The organism is Streptomyces zhaozhouensis (assembly GCF_900230195.1).
GTDB lineage: Bacteria > Actinomycetota > Actinomycetes > Streptomycetales > Streptomycetaceae > Streptomyces > Streptomyces zhaozhouensis.
The window spans coordinates 686,981-705,880 of the sequence record NZ_OCNE01000001.1; the positions used below are offsets into that span (position 1 = coordinate 686,981).

Annotated in this window: 15 protein-coding genes and 1 tRNA gene; 4 read left to right on the forward strand and 12 right to left on the reverse strand. The window is 74.4% G+C overall.

The annotated features are described in order from the left end of the window. Positions 1–50 precede the first annotated feature (50 nt). The 9 genes from rpmE to CRP51_RS03120 form a co-directional block, all read right to left on the reverse strand. Entirely contained in the window at positions 51–275 is a 225-nt protein-coding gene (gene rpmE, locus CRP51_RS03080) for a 50S ribosomal protein L31 (protein WP_097229345.1), read from the reverse strand. 337 nt (positions 276–612) lie between these two features. Then, entirely contained in the window at positions 613–1,728 is a 1,116-nt protein-coding gene (locus tag CRP51_RS03085; protein ID WP_099459281.1) for an LCP family protein, read from the reverse strand. Positions 1,729–1,889: 161 nt separating this feature from the next. After that, positions 1,890–3,878 (reverse strand): transcription termination factor Rho, encoded by a 1,989-nt coding sequence (gene rho / locus CRP51_RS03090; protein WP_097229347.1) that lies wholly within the window; start codon positions 3,876–3,878, stop codon positions 1,890–1,892. A 468-nt stretch (positions 3,879–4,346) separates the two neighbouring features. Next, complete coding sequence (gene thrB, locus CRP51_RS03095; protein ID WP_097229348.1) at positions 4,347–5,273, reverse strand: homoserine kinase; 927 nt, start codon at positions 5,271–5,273, stop codon at positions 4,347–4,349. A gap of 214 nt (positions 5,274–5,487) precedes the next feature. Beyond that, positions 5,488–6,570: a threonine synthase gene (thrC, locus tag CRP51_RS03100; protein WP_170970409.1), complete on the reverse strand. Its 1,083-nt coding sequence runs from the start codon at positions 6,568–6,570 to the stop codon at positions 5,488–5,490. 69 nt (positions 6,571–6,639) lie between these two features. Beyond that, the gene (locus tag CRP51_RS03105; protein WP_097229349.1) at positions 6,640–7,941 is read right to left on the reverse strand and encodes a homoserine dehydrogenase; all 1,302 of its coding nucleotides are present in this window, start codon (positions 7,939–7,941) and stop codon (positions 6,640–6,642) included. A 130-nt stretch (positions 7,942–8,071) separates the two neighbouring features. Next, the gene (gene lysA, locus CRP51_RS03110) at positions 8,072–9,463 is read right to left on the reverse strand and encodes a diaminopimelate decarboxylase (RefSeq protein ID WP_097229350.1); all 1,392 of its coding nucleotides are present in this window, start codon (positions 9,461–9,463) and stop codon (positions 8,072–8,074) included. A 69-nt stretch (positions 9,464–9,532) separates the two neighbouring features. After that, positions 9,533–10,306 (reverse strand): DALR anticodon-binding domain-containing protein, encoded by a 774-nt coding sequence (locus CRP51_RS03115; RefSeq protein WP_097229351.1) that lies wholly within the window; start codon positions 10,304–10,306, stop codon positions 9,533–9,535. Continuing rightward, on the reverse strand, positions 10,303–10,818 hold the full coding sequence (locus CRP51_RS03120; RefSeq protein WP_097229352.1) for a response regulator: 516 nt from the start codon (positions 10,816–10,818) through the stop codon (positions 10,303–10,305). The genes CRP51_RS03115 and CRP51_RS03120 overlap by 4 nt, the downstream gene beginning before the upstream one ends. 157 nt (positions 10,819–10,975) lie before the next feature. Between CRP51_RS03120 and CRP51_RS03125 the strand changes: the two genes are divergently transcribed. After that, a tRNA-Arg gene (locus CRP51_RS03125) sits at positions 10,976–11,047 on the forward strand. A gap of 233 nt (positions 11,048–11,280) precedes the next feature. Here the strand turns inward: CRP51_RS03125 and CRP51_RS03130 are convergent. After that, the gene (locus CRP51_RS03130; RefSeq protein ID WP_097229353.1) at positions 11,281–12,168 is read right to left on the reverse strand and encodes a class I SAM-dependent methyltransferase; all 888 of its coding nucleotides are present in this window, start codon (positions 12,166–12,168) and stop codon (positions 11,281–11,283) included. A 195-nt stretch (positions 12,169–12,363) separates the two neighbouring features. On the opposite strand from CRP51_RS03130, the gene CRP51_RS03135 reads away from it, so the two are divergent. Both CRP51_RS03135 and CRP51_RS03140 read left to right on the forward strand, forming a co-directional pair. Then, complete coding sequence (locus CRP51_RS03135) at positions 12,364–13,650, forward strand: sensor histidine kinase (RefSeq protein WP_097229354.1); 1,287 nt, start codon at positions 12,364–12,366, stop codon at positions 13,648–13,650. After that, entirely contained in the window at positions 13,647–14,309 is a 663-nt protein-coding gene (locus CRP51_RS03140; protein WP_097229355.1) for a response regulator, read from the forward strand. The genes CRP51_RS03135 and CRP51_RS03140 overlap by 4 nt, the downstream gene beginning before the upstream one ends. Before the next feature lie 27 nt (positions 14,310–14,336). On the opposite strand, the gene CRP51_RS03145 is transcribed toward CRP51_RS03140, so the two are convergent. Continuing rightward, the gene (locus CRP51_RS03145) at positions 14,337–15,584 is read right to left on the reverse strand and encodes an ATP-grasp domain-containing protein (RefSeq protein ID WP_097229356.1); all 1,248 of its coding nucleotides are present in this window, start codon (positions 15,582–15,584) and stop codon (positions 14,337–14,339) included. Positions 15,585–15,688: 104 nt separating this feature from the next. Between CRP51_RS03145 and CRP51_RS03150 the strand changes: the two genes are divergently transcribed. Continuing rightward, entirely contained in the window at positions 15,689–16,897 is a 1,209-nt protein-coding gene (locus tag CRP51_RS03150) for an MmgE/PrpD family protein (protein WP_097229357.1), read from the forward strand. Positions 16,898–17,019: 122 nt separating this feature from the next. Here the strand turns inward: CRP51_RS03150 and CRP51_RS03155 are convergent, their stop codons facing one another. Then, positions 17,020–18,864 (reverse strand): non-ribosomal peptide synthetase, encoded by a 1,845-nt coding sequence (locus CRP51_RS03155; protein ID WP_097229358.1) that lies wholly within the window; start codon positions 18,862–18,864, stop codon positions 17,020–17,022. Positions 18,865–18,900 lie beyond the last annotated feature (36 nt).

Sequence of the window (18,900 nt, forward strand, 5' to 3'; positions counted from 1 at the left end):
CGGTCCGGCCGCCGTGGTGCAGAAGCGGCCGGCCGACGCCGACGGGGTCGCTACTTGCGGTTCGACCCGGCGTTCTTGCCGAAGCGCGCCTCGAACCTGGCCACCCGACCACCGGTGTCGAGGATCTTCTGCTTACCGGTGTAGAAGGGGTGGCACTCCGAGCAGATGTCGGCGCGGATGCTGCCGCCGCCGACGGTGCTGCGGGTGGTGAACGACGCGCCGCAGGTGCAGCTGACCTGGGTCTCGACGTACTCCGGGTGAATGTCGCGCTTCAAGGCTTCTCCTAGGGTTCGGGAGGGCCGCCGGGTCGGCGCGCGGAATGCGCGCCGTGAACCGGGACCGACGCTCCAGTCTGCCAGCACTGGCACGTGTCGACCAAAACGGGGTCGACGAAGCGGTTATTCCCTGCCGAGGCTCGGGCGCGACCACCCACCCGGGCCGTGCACGTGAGCAGTCGGCCGCCCCCCGCCACGAATGCACCGCGCGGTTCCCCGCGCCCCCGAAAACCGCCCACCGGCAGTCAAGGGGCGCGGGGAACCGCGCGAGCAACCCACCACCGGGCCGAGGACGACAGCCCACCACCGCCACCCCGCACCGACGGCGCCCACCCGCTCAGCCCCGCAGGATGACGTCGTCGGCGCCGCCCTCCTCCGCCGCCGAGTCGCGGATCGCCGAGCGGGGCACCGGGCGGTCCTCGCGCAGCGCGTCCCAGACCTGCCGGGACTGCTCGGTCAGCGGGGCGACCCGGTTGGGGTCGGCGGGGTCGTAGCCGACGGGCAGCGTCACCATCTGCGTCGCGTCGGGGCCCACGTCCCCCAGGGTGCGGGTGAAGTCGACGAGCTTGCGGACCGAGGCCAGGTCGGAGTCCGTGGTGAGCGCCGAGGTCGCCGTGTCGGCGAGGTCGTAGAGCCGCTTCGGGTTGCCCATCAGGTCCACGCCGTCGACCTGGGTCATCAGGGAGCGCAGAAACGACTGCTGGAGCTGGATGCGGCCGAGGTCGCTGCCGTCTCCCACCGCCTTTCTCGTGCGCACCAGCGCCAGCGACTCGCGGCCGCTGAGGGTGTGGGTGCCGGCGGACAGCCGCAGATGGCTGTCGCTGTCCTCGATCGCCTCGCTGGTGGTGACCTCCACCCCGCCCAGCGCGTCGACCAGCCGCTCGAAGCCGGCGAAGTCCACTTCGAGGAAGTGGTCCATCCGCAGCCCGGTCATCGCCTCGACCGTCTTGACCGCGCAGACCGGCCCGCCGACGCCGTACGCCTCGTTGAACATGGTGCGCTCCACCGCGGGGGCCTCGCCTTCGCCGTCGACCCGTTCGCACGCGGGCCGCGGCACGATGGTGTCCCGGGGGATGGAGACGACGGTGGCCGCGTCGTGGTCCTCGTTGACGTGCAGGATCATCGCCGTGTCGGAGCGGGCCTCGCCGTCCGGGTCGTCGCCGCCGAAGGAGCCGTTCTCGCCGGTCCTGGTGTCGGAGCCAAGGACCAGGACGTCCGTCGAGCCGTTGTCGCTGTCCTCCGGGCGGTCCCCGCCGAGGGCCTCCTCGATGTCTATCTGGGAGATGTTGCCGTCGAGCTTGAAGTAGAGCACGGTGCCGGCGGCGCCGAGCAGGACGGCGAGGGCGACGACGCCCACCAGCGCCACCCGGATCAGGCGGCGGCGACGGGACGCTGACGGCGGGCGGCCGGGCGGCTCCTCCTGGCCGGAGACCGCCTCGGACCCCTCACCCATTGGAGGGACCATTCAGCCATTGTGCCCTGTTATGCCGGGAAACGCTCCCCGGCCCCGGGAGGGCCGGGCCACGCACGGACGGGGCCGGTGCCTCCGTTCCCCGCCGTCGTGCGGCGGGGAACGGAGGCACCGGCCCGTGAGCGTCCCCGGAGAGCGGCCGGTCAGTCCCCGTTGCCCGGGGTCGGCGTCGTCTTCTGGATCTGCATCAGGAACTCGGCGTTGGACTTGGTCTTCTTCATCCGGTCCAGCAGCAGCTCCATGGCCTGCTGCTGGTCGAGGGCGTGCAGCACCCGGCGGAGCTTCCAGACCACGGCCAGCTCCTCGGAGCCCATCAGGATCTCCTCCTTGCGGGTCGCGGAGGCGTCCACGTCCACGGCGGGGAAGATCCGCTTCTCGGCGAGCTTCCGGTCGAGCTTCAGCTCCATGTTGCCGGTGCCCTTGAACTCCTCGAAGATCACCTCGTCCATGCGCGAACCGGTCTCGACCAGCGCGGTGGCCAGGATGGTCAGCGAGCCGCCGTCCTCGATGTTCCGGGCGGCGCCGAAGAACTTCTTCGGCGGGTAGAGCGCCGCGGAGTCCACACCGCCGGAGAGGATGCGCCCGGAGGCCGGGGCCGCCAGGTTGTAGGCGCGGCCGAGGCGGGTGAGGTTGTCGAGCAGCACCACCACGTCGTGCCCCAGCTCCACCAGCCGCTTCGCCCGCTCGATGGCCAGCTCGGCGATGGTGGTGTGGTCCTCGGAAGGCCGGTCGAAGGTCGAGGAGATGACCTCGCCCTTGACCGCGCGCTGCACGTCGGTGACCTCTTCCGGACGCTCGTCGACCAGGACGACCATCAGGTGGCACTCGGGGTTGTTCGTCGTGATGGCGTTGGCGATCGACTGCATGATCGTGGTCTTGCCGGTGCGCGGCGGCGCCACGATCAGGCCGCGCTGGCCCTTGCCGATCGGGGTGATCAGGTCGATGATCCGGGTCAGCAGCGCGCTGGGGTCGGTCTCCAGCCGCAGCCGCTCCTGCGGGTAGAGCGGGGTGAGCTTGTTGAACTCGGGCCGGCCGCGGCCGGTGTCGACGCTCATCCCGTTGACCGAGTCCAGCCGCACCAGGGCGTTGAACTTCTCCCGGCGCTCGCCGTCACGCGGCTGCCGCACCGCGCCGGTCACGTGGTCGCCCTTGCGCAGGCCGTTCTTGCGGACCTGGGCCAGCGAGACGTACACGTCGTTGGGGCCCGGCAGATAGCCGGAGGTGCGCACGAACGCGTAGTTGTCGAGGATGTCGAGGATCCCGGCGACGGGGATCAGCACGTCGTCGTCGTTGATCTGCGGCTCGACGACCTCGTCGCGCCCGCGACGGCCCCTGCGGTCGCGGTAGCGGCCGCGGCGGCCGCGGCGGCCGCCCTCGAAGTCGTCGTCGCGGTTGTTGTCGCGGTCCCTGCCGCCGTCCTTGTCGCGGTTGCGGCCGCCGCCCTGGTTGTTCTGACCGCCCTGGCGGTCGCCGCCCTGGTTGTTCTGGCCCTGGCGGTCGCCCTTGCCGCGGCGCTCGCGCTTGCCCTGGCGGTCGGAGGCGCCCTCGCCCTTGCCGCCGTCGTTCCGGCCGCCGTCGCCGCCCTTGCCCTCGTTGCCCTTGCCGTCGCCGCCCTTGCCGTCGTTGCCGGCGGACTCGGACCTGGCGTTCTCGCCCTTGCCCTCGGAGGCGCGGGACGCGCGGCGCTCCTTCTCGGCCGGCTCGGCGGGGGCCTTGGCCTCGGCGGTCCTGGCGGCCTTCGGCGCCTCGGGCTGGTTCTCGGCGGGCTGACCGGGGATCTCGATCTGGCCCTCCTCGCCCGTGCGGGCCCGGGAGGTGCTGCGGCGCTTCGGCTTCTCGGCCGGGGCGGGCTCGCTCCGCTCCGCGGCCTGGCCGCCGGAGCCGGCGGCCTGCTTCTCCTTGATCACCTCGATCAACTGGCTCTTGCGCATCCGCGCGGTGCCCCTGATCCCGAGCTGGGAGGCGACCTGCTGCAATTCAGCCAGGACCATCCCGTCGAGGCCGGTACCAGAACGCCGGCGGCGGGGAGCGGCGGAGGCGGCGGGAGCGTCCGTGGCGGACGCGGTGGCAGCACCGGAAGTCTTGTCGGCGCTGTCGGCACTCACGCCCATCAGATCGGTGGTGTCGCTCACTAAGGGTCCTTCCCTGGAGCGGACGTCGGCCTGTCTGGCTCGGCGACCGGTCGTGCTGTCCGGCTGCGGCCCCTTCGCTGAGGTCCGGCCGGTGCGGTAAACCCGCCTGTTCGATCACGGCGGAAGATCAATGCGTGGTGGTACGCGGGGATCGACGAGACACGTCGAAGAAACGTTGAACCGTCGAACCGGCGCACCGGTTCCGGAGCGTGCTCGGCGCTACCAGGCAGGCTGCTCAGGCAGATGAGGGAGGCTCCCGGAAGAAGATCGGTCCCATGAAGCGGAACCCGGATTCCGCACGCATTCTGTGTGACGCCCGACAGAACGGTACGTGCGGACTTGAGATTAACACTACCGGATACTGCCTTCATTCCCCCTCTCCGCGGTTCTTCACGTGCGTTTCCCCGGGCACGCCGGCGTATGCGCGGACGTGCCCGTCCGCCGCGCGCCCGGCGCCGCACGGGCGCCTCACGCGGCGGCCCCGGCCAGCGGGAGCACGGAGGCGCCCGCGGTGTCCAGGGAAAGTCGGTTGGCCGTCCAGCCCTCGCCGGCCAGCAGCGCGCTCTTGTCGACCTGCCCCTCGTCGGCGAGCGCCAGCACCGTCGGCCCGGCGCCCGAGATGACCGCCGGCACGCCCTCGGCGCGCAGCCGCCCCACCAGCTCCATGCTCTCCGGCATCGCCGGCGCGCGGTAGTCCTGGTGGAGCCGGTCCTCGGTGGCGGGAAGCAGCAGCTCGGGGCGCCTGGTCAGCGCCTCGACGAGCAGCGCCGCGCGGCCCGCGTTGGCCGCCGCGTCGGCGTGCGGAACGGCGCGCGGCAGCAGCCCGCGCGCGGTCTCGGTGGCGAGCGGGCGCGCCGGCACGAACACCAGCGGGACCACGGTCGCCGCCGGCTCCATCCGGATGGCGCGCACCGCCCCCGACTCGCCCCAGGCCAGGGTGAATCCGCCGAGCAGGCAGGCCGCCACGTTGTCCGGGTGGCCCTCGATCTCGGAGGCCAGCTCCAGCAGCGCGACATCGTCCAACTTCGCCTCGCCGCCGGTCGTCACGGCCCGCGCGGCGACCAGCCCGGCGCAGATCGCCGCCGAGGAGGAGCCGAGGCCGCGCCCGTGCGGGACGCGGTTGGCGCAGACGATCTCAAGTCCCCTCGGCTGCCCGCCGAGCGCGTCGAACGCGGTGCGCAACGTGCGGACCAGCAGGTTGGATTCGTCGCGCGGGACGGAGTCGGCGCCCTCCCCCGCGATGTCCAGGTGCAGCCCGGAGTCGGCGACCCGCACCACCACGTCGTCGTAGAGCCCGAGCGCCAGGCCCAGGGCGTCGAAGCCGGGGCCGAGGTTGGCGCTGGTGGCGGGCACGCGGACGCGGACCGCGGCGGCGCGGAAGGCGGGATGGGCCATCGCTCGATGACTCTCCTTGGTGAGATGTGCGGCGCGTGTCCCCTGCGGACACGCGGCACGCGGGAGTACACGACGGCGCGTATCGGACTGTGGACCACTCGGGCGCGGAGGCCACGAGCGGCTTACCACTCCGGGACGAATACCAGCCTATCGAAGGAAGGTTCAGACGCGATACAGGGCCGTCAGGTGTCGCGGACCACGGTGTGCCGGCGCGTCAGGCCAGGCCGAGGCGCTCGGCGGCGGCGTCGGCGTCCACCGGGACCACGATGGGCCGGGGCGCGCCGGCCACCGCCCAGTCGGGGTCCTTCAGCCCGTTGCCGGTGACCGTGCACACCACGCGCTGCCCGCGGTCCAGCCCGCCGGCCTCGGCCGTCTTCAGCAGCCCGGCGACCGAAGCGGCCGAGGCGGGCTCCACGAAGACGCCCTCCCGAGAGGCCAACAACCGGTACGCGGAGAGGATCTGACGGTCGGTCACCTCGTCGATGAAGCCGTCGGACGCGTCCCGCGCCGCCTCGGCCTGCGTCCAGGAGGCGGGGTTGCCGATGCGGATCGCGGTGGCGATGGTGGTCGGGTCCTTCACCGGCTCGCCGCGCACGATCGGGGCGGCGCCGCTGGCCTGGAAGCCCCACATCCGGGGGGTGCGGGTGGCGGGGCCCCCGGCCGCGTACTCGCCGTAACCCTTCCAGTAGGCCGTGATGTTGCCCGCGTTGCCCACCGGCAGCACGTGGATGTCGGGGGCGTCGCCGAGCCGGTCGACGACCTCGAACGCGGCGGTCTTCTGGCCCTCGATGCGCGCGGGGTTGACCGAGTTGACCAGCGCCACCGGGTACTTCTCCGACAGGCCGCGGGCCAGCGTCAGGCAGTCGTCGAAGTTGCCGTCGACCTGGAGGATGCGGGAGCCGTGGACCAGCGCCTGACCCATCTTGCCCAGCGCGATCTTGCCCTGCGGCACGAGCACCGCGCAGACCATCCCGGCGCGCACCGCGTAGGCGGCGGCCGAGGCGGAGGTGTTGCCGGTGGAGGCGCAGATCACCGCCTGGGCCCCGGCCTCCTTCGCGTGCGAGATGGCCATGGTCATCCCGCGGTCCTTGAAGGAACCGGTCGGGTTCGCGCCCTCCACCTTGAGGTACACCTCGCACCCGGTGCGCTCGGAGAGCGTCTCCGCCGCGACCAGCGGGGTCCCGCCCTCGCCCAGGGTGACGACGGGCGTCCGCCCGGTCACCGGGAGCCGGTCGCGGTACTCCTCGATCACGCCGCGCCACTGCCCGTTGGCGCGGGTGGATGCGTTCATGCCCATCTCATTCCTTCTGCTCGCCCCGGGGAAGGCTTCCCGTGGGGTGGATTGCGCTGTGCACGGTACCGGCGTTCACTCACCCTCGACGTACATGATGCTGGCCACACCGTGCACCGTGTCCAGCCCGCGCAGCGCCTCGACGGTCGCGCTGAGCGCCGCGTCCGGCGCCCGGTGGGTGACGACGACCAGCTCCGCCTCGCCGTCCTTGCCGCTCTGCCGGACCGTGTCGATGGAGACCCCGTGGTCGGCGAAGACCGTCGCGCACTGGGCCAGCACACCCGGTTTGTCCATCACGTCCAGGCTGATGTGGTACCGGGTGACCACCTCGCCCATCGGGCGGACCGGCAGCCGCGCGTAGGCCGACTCCCCGGGCCCGCGGCCCCCGTTGAGCTTGTTGCGGCAGGCGGCGACCAGGTCGCCGAGAACGGCCGACGCGGTGGGCGCCCCGCCGGCGCCCGGACCGTAGAACATCAGCTGGCCCGCCGAGTCCGCCTCGACGAAGACCGCGTTGTACGCCTCGCGCACCGAGGCCAGCGGGTGGCTGAGCGGGATCATCGCCGGGTGCACCCGGGCGGTCACCGAGCGTCCGTCCTGGGACCGCTCGCAGATGGCCAGCAACTTGACGGTGCGGCCCATCGCGCGGGCGCTGGCGATGTCCGAGGCGGTGATCTCGGTGATCCCCTCGCGGTGCACCTCGTCCAGGCTGACCCGCGAGTGGAACGCGATGCCGGCCAGGATCGCCGCCTTCGCCGCCGCGTCGAAGCCCTCCACGTCGGCCGTCGGGTCGGCCTCCGCGTAGCCGAGCGCCGACGCCTCGGCGAGCGCCTCGCCGTAGCCGGCGCCGGTGGACTCCATCCGGTCCAGGATGAAGTTGGTCGTGCCGTTGACGATGCCCAGCACCCGGTTGACCCGGTCGCCCGCCAGCGACTCGCGCAGCGGGCGCAGCAGCGGGATGGCGCCGGCGACCGCCGCCTCGAAGTACAGGTCGGCGCCGTGGCGTTCGGCCTCCGCGTAGCGCGCGGGGCCGTCCTGGGCGAGCAGCGCCTTGTTGGCCGTGACCACGCTCGCACCGTGCGCGAAGGCACTGTCGATGAGCGTCCGGGCCGGCTCGATGCCCCCGATCAGCTCGACCACCACGTCGATGTCGCCCGAGGCCACCAGCCCCGCCGCGTCCGTGGTGACCAGCTCCGGCGGCACCGTCTCGCGCGCCCGGTCCGGGCGGCGCACCGCGACCCCGGCCAGCTCGACGGGGGCCCCGACGCGGGCCGCGAGGTCGTCCGCCTGCGTCAGCATCAGCCGGGCCACCTGCGAGCCGACCACGCCGCAGCCTAGCAGCGCCACCCTCAGCGGACGCGACGAGCGAGTGCGCACCATTCGACCAGCCTTTCAGCTCACTCGGAACTACCAGTCTCACGTACCGGGGCCGTGCCGCCCCGCCACGTTCACCATGCGGACGTGATCAACCGGGGAGTGGTCGCCCACCGGCGGCGGGCGACCGCCCGTCTCACCCCACGTCCAGCCGCAACAGGTCCTCCTCCGTCTCCCTGCGGATCAGCAGACCCGCCATCCCCCCGGCCACCGCGACCACCGGCGGGCGCGGGGTGTGGTTGTAGTTGCTGGCCATCGACCGGCAGTAGGCGCCGGTCGCCGGCACCGCGATCAGGTCACCCGGCGCCACGTCGGAGGGCAGATACGCGTCCCTGACCACGATGTCACCGCTCTCGCAGTGCTTGCCGACCACGCGCACCAGCAGCGGCGGCGCCGCCGAGGCCCGGGAGACCAGCGCCACCGAGTACTCGGCGTCGTAGAGCGCGGTCCTGATGTTGTCCGACATCCCGCCGTCGACGCTCACATAGGTGCGCAGGCCCTCCAACGGCTTGACCGTGCCCACCTCGTAGAGCGTGAACGCCGTCGGCCCCACCACCGCGCGCCCCGGCTCCACCGACAGGCGCGGCAGCGCGAGACCGGCCGCCTCGCACTCGCGGTGGACGATGTCCCACAGCGCCTTGGCGATCTGGTGCGGCTCGGCCGGGTCGTCGTCGGGGGTGTAGGCGATGCCGAGGCCGCCGCCGAGGTCGATCTCGGGCAGCTCGACGCCGTGCCGGTCCCGGATCTCGCGCAGCAGCCCGACGACCCGGCGGGCGGAGACCTCGAAGCCGGCCATGTCGAAGATCTGCGAGCCGATGTGGGAGTGCAGCCCGACCAGTTCGAGGCTGTCGGCGGCCAGCACGCGGCGCACCGCCTCCAGCGCGGTGCCGTCGGCGAGGGCCAGGCCGAACTTCTGGTCCTCGTGCGCGGTCGCGATGAACTCGTGGGTGTGCGCCTCGACACCGACCGTCACCCGGATCTGCACGCGCTGGCGCACCCCGTGCCGGCCGGCCACCTCGGCGACCCGCTCGATCTCCTGGAACGAGTCGAGCACCACCCGGCCGACCCCGGCCGCGACCGCGCGCTCGATCTCGGCGACCGACTTGTTGTTGCCGTGCAGCGCGACGCGCTCCGGCGGCATCCCGCCGGCCAGCGCGGTCGCCAGCTCGCCCCCGGTGCAGACGTCCAGGTTCAGCCCCTCCTCGCGCAGCCAGCGGACCACGGCGCGGGAGAGGAACGCCTTGCCCGCGTAGAACACGTCCGCGTCCGGCGCGAACGCGTCGCGCCAGGCGCGGCAGCGGGCGCGGAAGTCGGCCTCGTCGAGCACGAACGCGGGGGTGCCGAACTCTTCGGCCAGCGCGCGGACGTCGATCCCGCCGACGGTCACGACGCCGTCGGCGCCACGGTGCACGGTGCGTGCCCAGACCTTGGGGTCCAGGGCATTGAGGTCGACCGGGGGTGCAGAATAGTGGCCTTCGGGCAGCACGTCGGCATGGCGGGGGCCTGCGGGGTGGGCGGAACGACTCATGGGGTGACTTTCCTCGGTCTTCCTCGGATCTGGCGGCCGGCGCCTCGTTTCGGGGGTGGCCCGGAGGGTTCACAGCCGCTCGGGGGCGCTGACGCCCAGGGCGGTCAGGCCGTCGGCGAGCACCGTCCCGGCGGCCTGGGCGAGGGCCAGCCGGGCGCGGTGGACGGCCCCGGGTTTCTCGTCTCCCCTCGGGAGCGTGGGGCGGGCGGCCTCGACGGTCAGCAGGGCGTCGGCGATCGCGGTCAGCCGGGCGGCGGGGCGACCGCCGTCGCCGAGCGCCGTCAACAGCTCGCGCTCGGCGGGCAGTTCGAACGGGGCGGCGCCGGGGTCGGCGACCACGCCGAGGTCCGCGCCCGCGCGGACCAGGCCGGCGCAGCGGGCGCGGGCGTACCGCACCAGGAAGAGCGGGTTCTCCTCGCGCTGGACCAGCAGCCCGCCGGCCGGGTCGCCGCCGGCGACGGCCGCCCAGCGGGCGGCGTCCGAGGCCGGGTCGTCGGGGTGGCCCGGGGCCGGCGGGGCGGCGAGAGCGGCGCGCAACAGGGCGACGTCGGAGTCGGCGGCCAGCGCGATGGTCAGGAAGCCGCCGCCGGTCACGTCGACGTCGGCGACGCCGGGCTCGTCGGCCAGCCGCCGCCGCAGCAGCGCGGCGACCTCGGGCGCGGGCAGTCCCGCGGGGCCGGCCAGCCGCAGCGCGATCCCGGTCGACCAGACATGGGCGCCCACGTGCCGGGGCGGGCGCCGCAACCCGACCCGTTCCGGCAGCGCGGCGACCCGCAGCTCACCACCGTCCACCGCGTCGCGCACGGAGCGCAGCACGGCGTGGGAGAGCTGGGTCGGCGTCACGGGGCAAGCGTACGAGAGGCGGGGGCGCACTCGGCCAGCGGTTTCACCAACTGGACGACCCGCCGCCGCCCCTCGGCGCAGAACCGCTTGACCAGGCCGACCAGTTCGGCGGGCTCGAACGGCTTGCTCAACACGGCGTCGATGCCGCCGCCGGGCGGCGCGTCCGGATCGCCCCCGTCGACGTCCCCCTCGAACGGGCCCCGCGCGCCCCAGGGCGGCGGCCCGGCGCCCGGCGGCCGGGGGTCGACGCTCGCCGACACCAGCAGCAACGGGATGTGCCGCGTCCTGCGGTCCAGCCGCAGCCGGTCGACGGTGCCGAGTCCGTCGAGCCTGGGCATCGCCAGGTCGAGAGTGATCACGTCCGGTCGGAACCGATGCACCCGCTCCAGGCACTCGGCGCCGTCGCAGGCGGTCATGACCTCGAACCCGTCAAGTTCGAGATTGACCCTGATCAGCTGCCGGATGACCTGGCTGTCGTCCACCACCAGCACCCGGCCGGGAGCGCCTGGCACGAAGCCAGCGTAAGCGCGTACCACCGCCGCCGTCCGGCCTTTCCGGCAACTTCTACCCGGGAGTACCTGCCTCCGCACCCACGTGCGGAAACAACCGGTGCGAGACACCCCGGCCGAGCTGGTAGTGTTCTCTTCGTCGCCGCCCAAGGCGCCAAGCGCCCCCGTAGCTCAGGGGATAGAGCAACGGCCTCCGGAGCCGTGTGCGCAGGTTCGAATCCTGCCGGGGGCACTTCCACAAAGGACAGCGTGAACGTACCGCTGACCAGTGCGTACACCGCAGCAGAGGGCGGGAGTCGGTCTCACCGACTCCCGCCCTCTCTCGTTGTTCCGTGTTCGCCGCGCCCCCACGCGTGGGGGCGCGGGGGTCAGGGCCTGGTCCGCGCGGTGGGCCCGCGAGCCGGGTCGACGCAAGTCCGGTTCGGCGTAAGCGCGTCGCGGCGGGCGCCCCGGCGGCGCGGGGGGTCACCCCGGCGTCGGGGCGTGCGTCACGCGGATCTTGGACTGGCCGTGCGGGAGGGCCTCCCAGTCGTCCATGAAGCGGGCCGTGAGGCCGTGGTCGGCCGCGAGGGCGGTGAGGGTCTCGGTGCGGTAGTAGAAGTCCTCGCGCAGCACGTGGTGTTCCTCGCCCTCCGTGCGGTCGAAGGTGAAGTCGAACCAGCCGCCCGGTGCCAGGAGGCGGCCGACGTGGGCGAAGCACTCCTCGATCACCGACAGCGGCGAGTGGGAGAAGACGCTGTGCGCGTGCACCACGTCGAACGCCCCGTCCGGCAGGAATCCCAGTCTCAGGTCCCGCACGGGCGTCAGCGTCGGCAGCCGTTCCTGGAGGCCCTGGTCCTGGAGGGTGTCCTGCGCGGCGAAGAGGATGTCGGGGGAGATGTCGACGCCGTAGTAGTGGCCGGGCTCCAGGTACTCGATGAACCGCCAGCCGGCGCGCAGGTTGCCGCAGCCGATCTCCAGGAGCCGGTGCTCCGGGCGGAGCCCGTGGCGGACCAGGTAGTCGAACTGCATCTGCCCAAGCGCCAGCCACCGCTCCCGGCTGCGCCCGCCCACGGCCAGGTCCGGGTCGCGGCGGGTGTCCGAGCGCATCACCGCGCGGTAGTAGGCGACATGGTCCGCGGAACGGCGCCACAGCCAGGCGTCGCGGACGGTGCGGCGCAGATGGCGCGGCACCCGGCCGGGGTGGCGCAGCGCGTAGGCCAGGCGGTGGCCGAGGGAGGCACGGTTGGCCTTGAGCTTCTCGGCCGCGGACCTCCCGATCCTCGACTTCCCGACCGCGGACTTCGCGGTCCCCGGCTTCCCGGCCTTCGGCCGCTCGACCGTGGACTTCCCGACCGTGGACTTCTTCGACATGGCTGGCTCGTTCTTCCTGGGGGCTTCCTCGGGAACCTGTCTCCACAAGTCTCACGGCCGGCGCCGTCCCGCACGTCAGGCGCGCGGTCGGCTCTTCCGGTCCCGCCGGGCCATGCCGATGTCGGCTGATCGGATGATGTGGGTTCGAGGCGCGCCCGGTACACGTGGGAGGCGAGCGAGTGGCAGGAGGAACGAGTGGGTGAGGACCGCACGGGACGCGACCGCGCGGAGGACGATCCCGACGCGCGCTGGCTGGCCGGCGCCCTGGACGCCGCGTTCGTGCTGCTGCTGGGCGGCGCCGTGGCCCGCTATCTGACGCACGACGCGGACGGCGGTGCCAGGAGCGGATGGGTGCTGGCGCTGTTTCTGGTCTTCGGGCTGGTCTATCTGGTCGGGCGGCTGAGGGCGCCCGGCCCCCGGCTCGGCGAGCGTCCCACCGTGCGCCATCTGTGCTGGCTCGCACTGGTGATCGGGGTGTGGCTGGTGCTGCTCGTGCTTGAACCGAGCGCCACGTGGTGCACCATGCCCCTGCTCTTCACGGGGCTGCACCGGCTGCCCGTGCGGATGGCGGCGTCCCTCGCGGCCGGGCTCGTGGTGCTCGTGGTCGTGACCGAGGTGCGGGTGTCCACCGGCGACTTCAACCCGAACCTGGTCATCGCCCCGCTCGCGCTCGGCGCGGTCGCCACGGCCGTTCTCGTGCACAGCCGGCGGCTGACCGGACGCCAGCGCGAGCTGATCGACGAACTGGTGCGGACCCGGCAGGAGTTGGCCGTCACCGAGCGGGGGGCCGGCGTCCTGGCAGAACGGGAACGGCTCTCGGCCGAGATCCACGACATCCTCGCCCAGAGCCTGTCCAGCCAGCGGATGCTGCTCCAGGCGGCGGAACGGCGCTGGCACTCCGCCCCCGACACCGCCCACGCGCACGTGCGGGAGGCCGCCGCGATGGCGGACCGGGGGCTGGCCGAGGTGCGCCGGTTCGTCCGCGACCTGGCCCCGCTCGACCTCGCCGAGGACTCCCTCGTCCAGGCGCTGCGGGCGCTCGTCGAGCGGGAGGCGCCGCCGGGGCCGGCCGTCGAGTTCCGGCTGGACGCGGAGCCCGGGGCCGCGGTGGTGCCGCCGGGTCCTGGCGCGACGGCGCTGCTGCGGGTGACGCAGCAGGCGTTGGCCAACGCGCGGGAGCACGCCGGGGCGCGGCGGGCCGTCGTCACCCTGACCTGCCTGGCGGACCGGACGACGGTGGACATCGCCGACGACGGGCGCGGCTTCGACGTGGCCAGCGCGCCGGCCCGGGGCGCCCGCGCGAGGCGCGGGCACGGCATCCCGGGGATGCGGACGCGCGCCCGGCGGGCCGGCGGCGTGCTGACCGTCGACTCGGCGCCGGGCGCGGGCACGGTGGTCACGCTGTCGGTGCCGGTCGCGGCGGGCGGCGCCGGGGGCCCGGTGGAGGGGCCCTCCGAAGGGGTCGTGGGGGGAACGCCGTGACGCCCGGCGCCCGGGGCCCCGCCGTCCGGGTGCTGCTCTGCGACGACCACGCCGTGGTCCGCGCCGGGCTGCGGGCCCTGCTCTCCAGCGCGGACGGCATCGACGTCGTCGGGGAGGCCGGCGGCGGCGAGGCGGCGCTGGACATGGCCGCGGCCCTGCGACCGGACGTGGTGCTCATGGACCTGCAACTGGGCGGGGGAATGGACGGCGTGACCGCGACCCGTCGGCTGACCGGGCCCGGGCGGGCGCCCGACGGTCACGCCCCGCCGCGGGTCCTGGTGCTCACCATGTTCGACACCGACGCCGACATCGAGCGGGCCGTCGCGGCCGGCGCCACCGGGTATCTGCTGAAGGCCGAGCCGCCGGAGCGCCTGTTCGCCGCGGTGCGGGACGCCGCCGCCGGCCGCGCCGCCCTCTCCGGGGCGGTGGCCGGCCGGGTGGTCTCCCGGCTCCGCGCCCCGGGGCCCTCGCTCACCGCCCGCGAACGCGAGGTGCTGGCCCGTCTCGCCGAGGGGCTCGGCAACCGGGAGATCGCCCGCGCGCTGTTTCTGAGCGAGGGCACGGTGAAGACCCATCTGGGCCGGGTCTACGCCAAGTTGGGCGTCCACACCAGGGCGGCCGCGGTCGCGGCCGCCGCCCGGCACCGGCTGCTCCCGTGAGGCCGTGCCCCGCGGCGCCGGGGCGGCTCAGCGGTAGACGGGCCTCAGCCGGGTGTCGATCTCCTTCAGCGCGGCGCGCATCCGGTCGTGGTCCGGGGCCGACCCGTAGACGATGCCGAGGTGGGCGCGGGTGCCGGCGCGCCAGTGCACGCGCGAGCCAGGCTCGGTGTGGAGGTCGAGGTAGTGCACGCCGTCCACCTCGTTCACCTCCTCGACACCGGTCAACGAGACCAGCTCCTCGACGCCGGCGGGCGGCGCGAGGAAGTACTGGTAGGCGACCTGGCGCCAGCGCGGCCTGGGGACGGTGAGCTTCTCGCCCAGCGCCAGGCGCACGGCGGTGCGTACCAGGTCGATGCCGGCGGCCCGTTGCAGGATCTCGCCGACGTAGCCGCCGAGGCGGCCGTTGACCTCGATCACCCGGGGTCCCTCCGGGGTGAGCTTGACCTCGGTGTGGGTGATGCCGTGGTCGACGCCGAGGGCGCGCAGCGCGCGTCGCTCCACGTCGACGATCTCGGCGGCCAGCGCGTCGGGGACGGTGGACGGCATGAAGTAGCCGGTCTCCCGGAACGGGTCGGCCAGCGCGAACTTGCCCGTGACGCACACCGTCTGGATCTGATCGCCGCAGTGCACCGACTCCACGGAGACATAGTCGCCGAGGCCGGCGCCGGCCGCCGTCGGGTCGCCGACCAGCATCTCCTCCACGACGAACTCGGCCGCGCCGCCGTCCCGCAGGAACGCCGCGACGGCCGCGCCCGCCTCGGCGGCGGTCTCCGCCCGGCAGGTGTCCACGCTGCCCGCGCCGGTGCGGGGCTTGACCACGGCCGGCAGCCCGACCTCCTCGGCCGCGGCCTCGGCCCCGGCCGGGTCGCGGACCACCACGCAGCCGGTGGCCTGGACGCCGGAGGCGGTCAGCCTCCGCCGCTGTTCGAACTTGTCGGTCAGGCCGCGCACGGTGTCGGGCGAGTGGAAGGGAACGCCGGCCGCCTCGGCGATCAGCGAGGTGAGCCCCAGCCGGTACTCGCTGAACGTCAGCACGCCGGCGATGCCGAGGGCGGCGACCCGGCGGGCGGCCTCGGCCCCGTCGAGCCCGGTGACGTCCACGGTCCGCGCGTACTGGGCGATGCCCTCGGCCGCGCGGTCCACGTAGGCGCTGCCCCGGTCGAGGACGAAGACCACGTCGCACAGCGGGCGGGCCGCCGACGAGATCCGCACGGGATCGACGGCGCCCAGGTCGTACACGACGGCGAGCAGTGGCTTGGCCCCGTTGGTGTTCATGAGCTGACTCCCTGTGAGAGGTGGGTGGGACGAGAGCGGGGGCACCGCCGGGCCGGCCTTCCGGGGCCTGTCCCGGCGTGAGGGGGGCGACCTAGGATCGCGCCATGACGAGCATCGCGGAGCGACTTGCCCTGTGGGCCGAGGAGTTGGCGCCGACCGAGGAGGACCTCGCGTTGGCGCGGCGTTCCCTCCACGACACGGTGGCCGTGACGCTGGCCGCCCGCGAGGACCCGCTGGTGCCGCTGGTGGCGCCGCTGCCCGAGGAGGCGCGCTGGGCGGCGCTGGCCCACGTGCTGAGCTTCGACGACGTGCACATGCCCTCCACGAGCCACGTCAGCGCGGTCTGCGTGCCGGCCGTGCTCGCCACCGGGGGCGACGCGCGGGCCTATCTGGGGGCGGCGGGCGTGATGGCCCGGCTGGGCACGGCGCTTGGCTGGGCGCACTACACCAGCGGGTGGCACGCCACCTGCACCGCGGGCGCCCCGGCCGCCGCCGCCGGGGCGGCGCTGGCGCTGGGGCTCGGCCCGGAGGGCGTGGCCGCCGCCATGGCGCTGGCGGTGCCGGCGGCGGGCGGGGTGCGCAACGCCTTCGGCACGTCGGCCAAGCCCCTCCAGGTGGGCTTCGCCGCCGCCGCCGGGGTGCGGGCCGCGCGCCTGGTCGCCGCCGGGGCCGACGCCGACCCGACGGCGCTCGACCAGTGGCTCGCCCTGGTCGGGGGCGACGCGGCGGCCGTGGAGTGTGCGGGTCCCGCCGTCCCCGGCGGGCTGGCGATCAAGCTCTTCCCCTGCTGCTACTCGTTGCAGCGGCCCATCGGCGCGGTGCGGCGGCTGCTGGCTGAGGAGCCCCTCGCCGCCCCGGTGGAACGGGTGCGGGTCACCACGCTGACCAGCACGGTGGGTCCGCTGATCAGCCATCGGCCGACGTCCGGGGCGGAGGGCAGGCTCAGCATGGAGTACGCCCTCGCGGCCACCCTGCTGGACCAGGCGCCCGGCTTCGGCAGCTTCACCGACGCGGCGGTGGGCCGTCCGGCCGCCGCCGCGCTGATGGACCGCACCGAGGTGCGGCTGGTCGAGGGCGGCGGCGGGCTGCTCGACGGCGAGACCCGGCTGTCGGTCGAACTCGCCGACGGCACCCGCCGGGAGGCGGTGCTCGACCTGCCGCCCGGCGCGCCGGGGCGCCCGCCGACGGCGGCCGACCTCGCCACCAAGCTGGCCGCCTGCGGGGCCGACGTGCCGGGGCTCGTCGGCGACCTCGACTGGTCCGGCGCCGCCGCGCTGCTGCGCGCCGCGCTGCCCGCCGGCGCCGCCGGCTGAGCCGGCGCGGTCGGCTGAGCCGGCGCGGTCGGCTGAGCCGGCGCGGTCGCTGTTCCACGGCCCTCCCGCGTGGGACGGCCCTCCCGCGTGCGACGGCCCTTTCTCGCTCAACGCCCCTCCCGCTACCCGCCGTCGGGGCCGGCGGCCGACCGGCGGCGGGTGATGGGCGGCGGGGCCGGGTCGGCGGTGGCGACGCGCTCGGCCAGCTCGGCGATGGTCGGCGCCTCGATCAGGTGGCGCAGCGTCAGGTCGGCGTCGAGTTCGTTGCGCACCCGCGAGATGACCTGCGCGGCGCGCAGCGAGTGCCCGCCCAGCTCGAAGAAGTTGTCCAGGACGCCGACCTCGTCCAGGCCCAGGATCTTGGTCCAGATCGCCGCGACGCGTTCCTCCAGCGGGGTCCTTGGCGCGACGAACTGGTCGGCGAGCTCCGCCCTCGGGTCCCCGGGGGCGGGCAGCGCGGCCCGGTCCAGCTTGCCGTTCGGGTCCAGCGGCATCCGCTCCAGCACCAGGAAGGCGGCGGGCAGCAGGTAGTCGGGCAGCAGGCCGGCCAGATGGCCCCGCAACTCCCTGGCCACCGGCCAGGGAGCGTCGTCGGTGACCGTCACATGGGCGACCAGCCGGGTGCCGTCCGCCTCCGCCGAGGCCAGCACGGCGCATTCGCGCACCGCGGGGTGGGCGGCCAGCGCCGCCTCCACCTCGCCCGGCTCCACCCGGAAGCCGCGGATCTTGACCTGGTGGTCCGCGCGCCCCACGAACTCCAGCGCGCCGTCCCCGCGTCGGCGCACCAGGTCCCCGGTGCGGTACATCCGCCCGCCCGAGCCGTCGAACGGGTCGGCGACGAAGCGCCCCGAGGTCAGGGCCGGCCTGCCCAGGTAGCCGAGGGAGACGCAGGTGCCCGCGACATACAGCTCGCCCACCGCGCCCTCGGCAACCGGCGCCAGCAGTCCGTCCAGCACGTGGAGCCGGCTGTCGCCCAACGGTGCGCCCAGCACGGGGTGTTCGCCCTCCACCGGGGCCACGGTGACGTTCACCGTGCACTCGGCGGGGCCGTAGTGGTTGGTGGCGCCGACGCCCGGGGTGTCCCGCAGCCTCGCCCACAGCTCGGCGCCGATCGCCTCGCCGCCCACCAGGACGTGCACGGGATGGTCCCGCGCGCCGTCCAGGGCGCCCGACTCCAGCAGCGGCCACAGCTGGGTCGGGGTGGCCAGCAGGGAGTCCACCCGGTCCTCCCGCACCGCGCGCGCCACCTCCGCCAGGTCGCGCCGCCGCTCCTCGGGAAGCAGCCGCAGCGTGACCCCGGAGAAGAGCAGCAGCAGCGACTTGACCGTGGTGTCGAAGGAGAACGACGAGGTGAGCAGGGTGGTGGCACCCGGGCGGGTGACCCGTTCCGGCAGCGCCGCCGGCAGCGCGGCGGCGAGCGCGGCGACCGAACGGTGGGCGACCAGCGCGCCCTTGGGGCGTCCCGTGGAGCCGGAGGTGTGGATCAGATAGGCCGCGTCGTCCGGGCCCGCGGCGTCGGCCGCGTCGTCCGGGCCCGCGGTCTCGGGCTCGGTGTCGGCCGCGGCGTCGAGGGGGACGGTGGCCACGCCCTCGACGGCCGGGGGCGGCGCGTCGGAGCCGGTGACCACCAGCGGGGCGCCGCTGTCCGCCAGCAGGAACCGCAGCCGTTCGGTCGGGTAGTCGGGGTCGAGCGGCTGGTAGGCGGCGCCCGCCAGGACGACGCCCAGCAGCCCGGCGACCATCTCCTCGGGGCGGCGGGCGCAGACGCCCACGATCCGCCCCCGGCCCGCGCCCGCCGCGCGCAGTCGGCGCGCCAGGGCCCGCGCGCGCCGGTCCAACTCCCGGTAGCTGACGCGTTCTTCGCCGCTGACCAGGGCGGTCGCCTCGGGGTCGCGCGCCAGCGCGCGCGCCCACAGCGCGGGCATCGTCGGCGGCTCGTGCCGCGCGTCCGCCTCGTGTCGGTCCATCGTTCTCCGTATCCTTCTGCCGGGTCGACGGCGGCT

Coding starts and splice junctions, on each gene's coding strand:
- CRP51_RS03085 (WP_099459281.1), bottom strand. CDS start 1,728: ATGGGTGAGGGGTCCGAGGCGGTCTCCGGCCAGGAGGAGCCGCCCGGC.
- thrB (WP_097229348.1), bottom strand. CDS start 5,273: ATGGCCCATCCCGCCTTCCGCGCCGCCGCGGTCCGCGTCCGCGTGCCC.
- thrC (WP_170970409.1), bottom strand. CDS start 6,570: ATGGGCATGAACGCATCCACCCGCGCCAACGGGCAGTGGCGCGGCGTG.
- CRP51_RS03105 (WP_097229349.1), bottom strand. CDS start 7,941: ATGGTGCGCACTCGCTCGTCGCGTCCGCTGAGGGTGGCGCTGCTAGGC.
- lysA (WP_097229350.1), bottom strand. CDS start 9,463: ATGAGTCGTTCCGCCCACCCCGCAGGCCCCCGCCATGCCGACGTGCTG.
- CRP51_RS03130 (WP_097229353.1), bottom strand. CDS start 12,168: ATGTCGAAGAAGTCCACGGTCGGGAAGTCCACGGTCGAGCGGCCGAAG.
- CRP51_RS03145 (WP_097229356.1), bottom strand. CDS start 15,584: ATGAACACCAACGGGGCCAAGCCACTGCTCGCCGTCGTGTACGACCTG.
- CRP51_RS03150 (WP_097229357.1), top strand. CDS start 15,689: ATGACGAGCATCGCGGAGCGACTTGCCCTGTGGGCCGAGGAGTTGGCG.
- CRP51_RS03155 (WP_097229358.1), bottom strand. CDS start 18,864: ATGGACCGACACGAGGCGGACGCGCGGCACGAGCCGCCGACGATGCCC.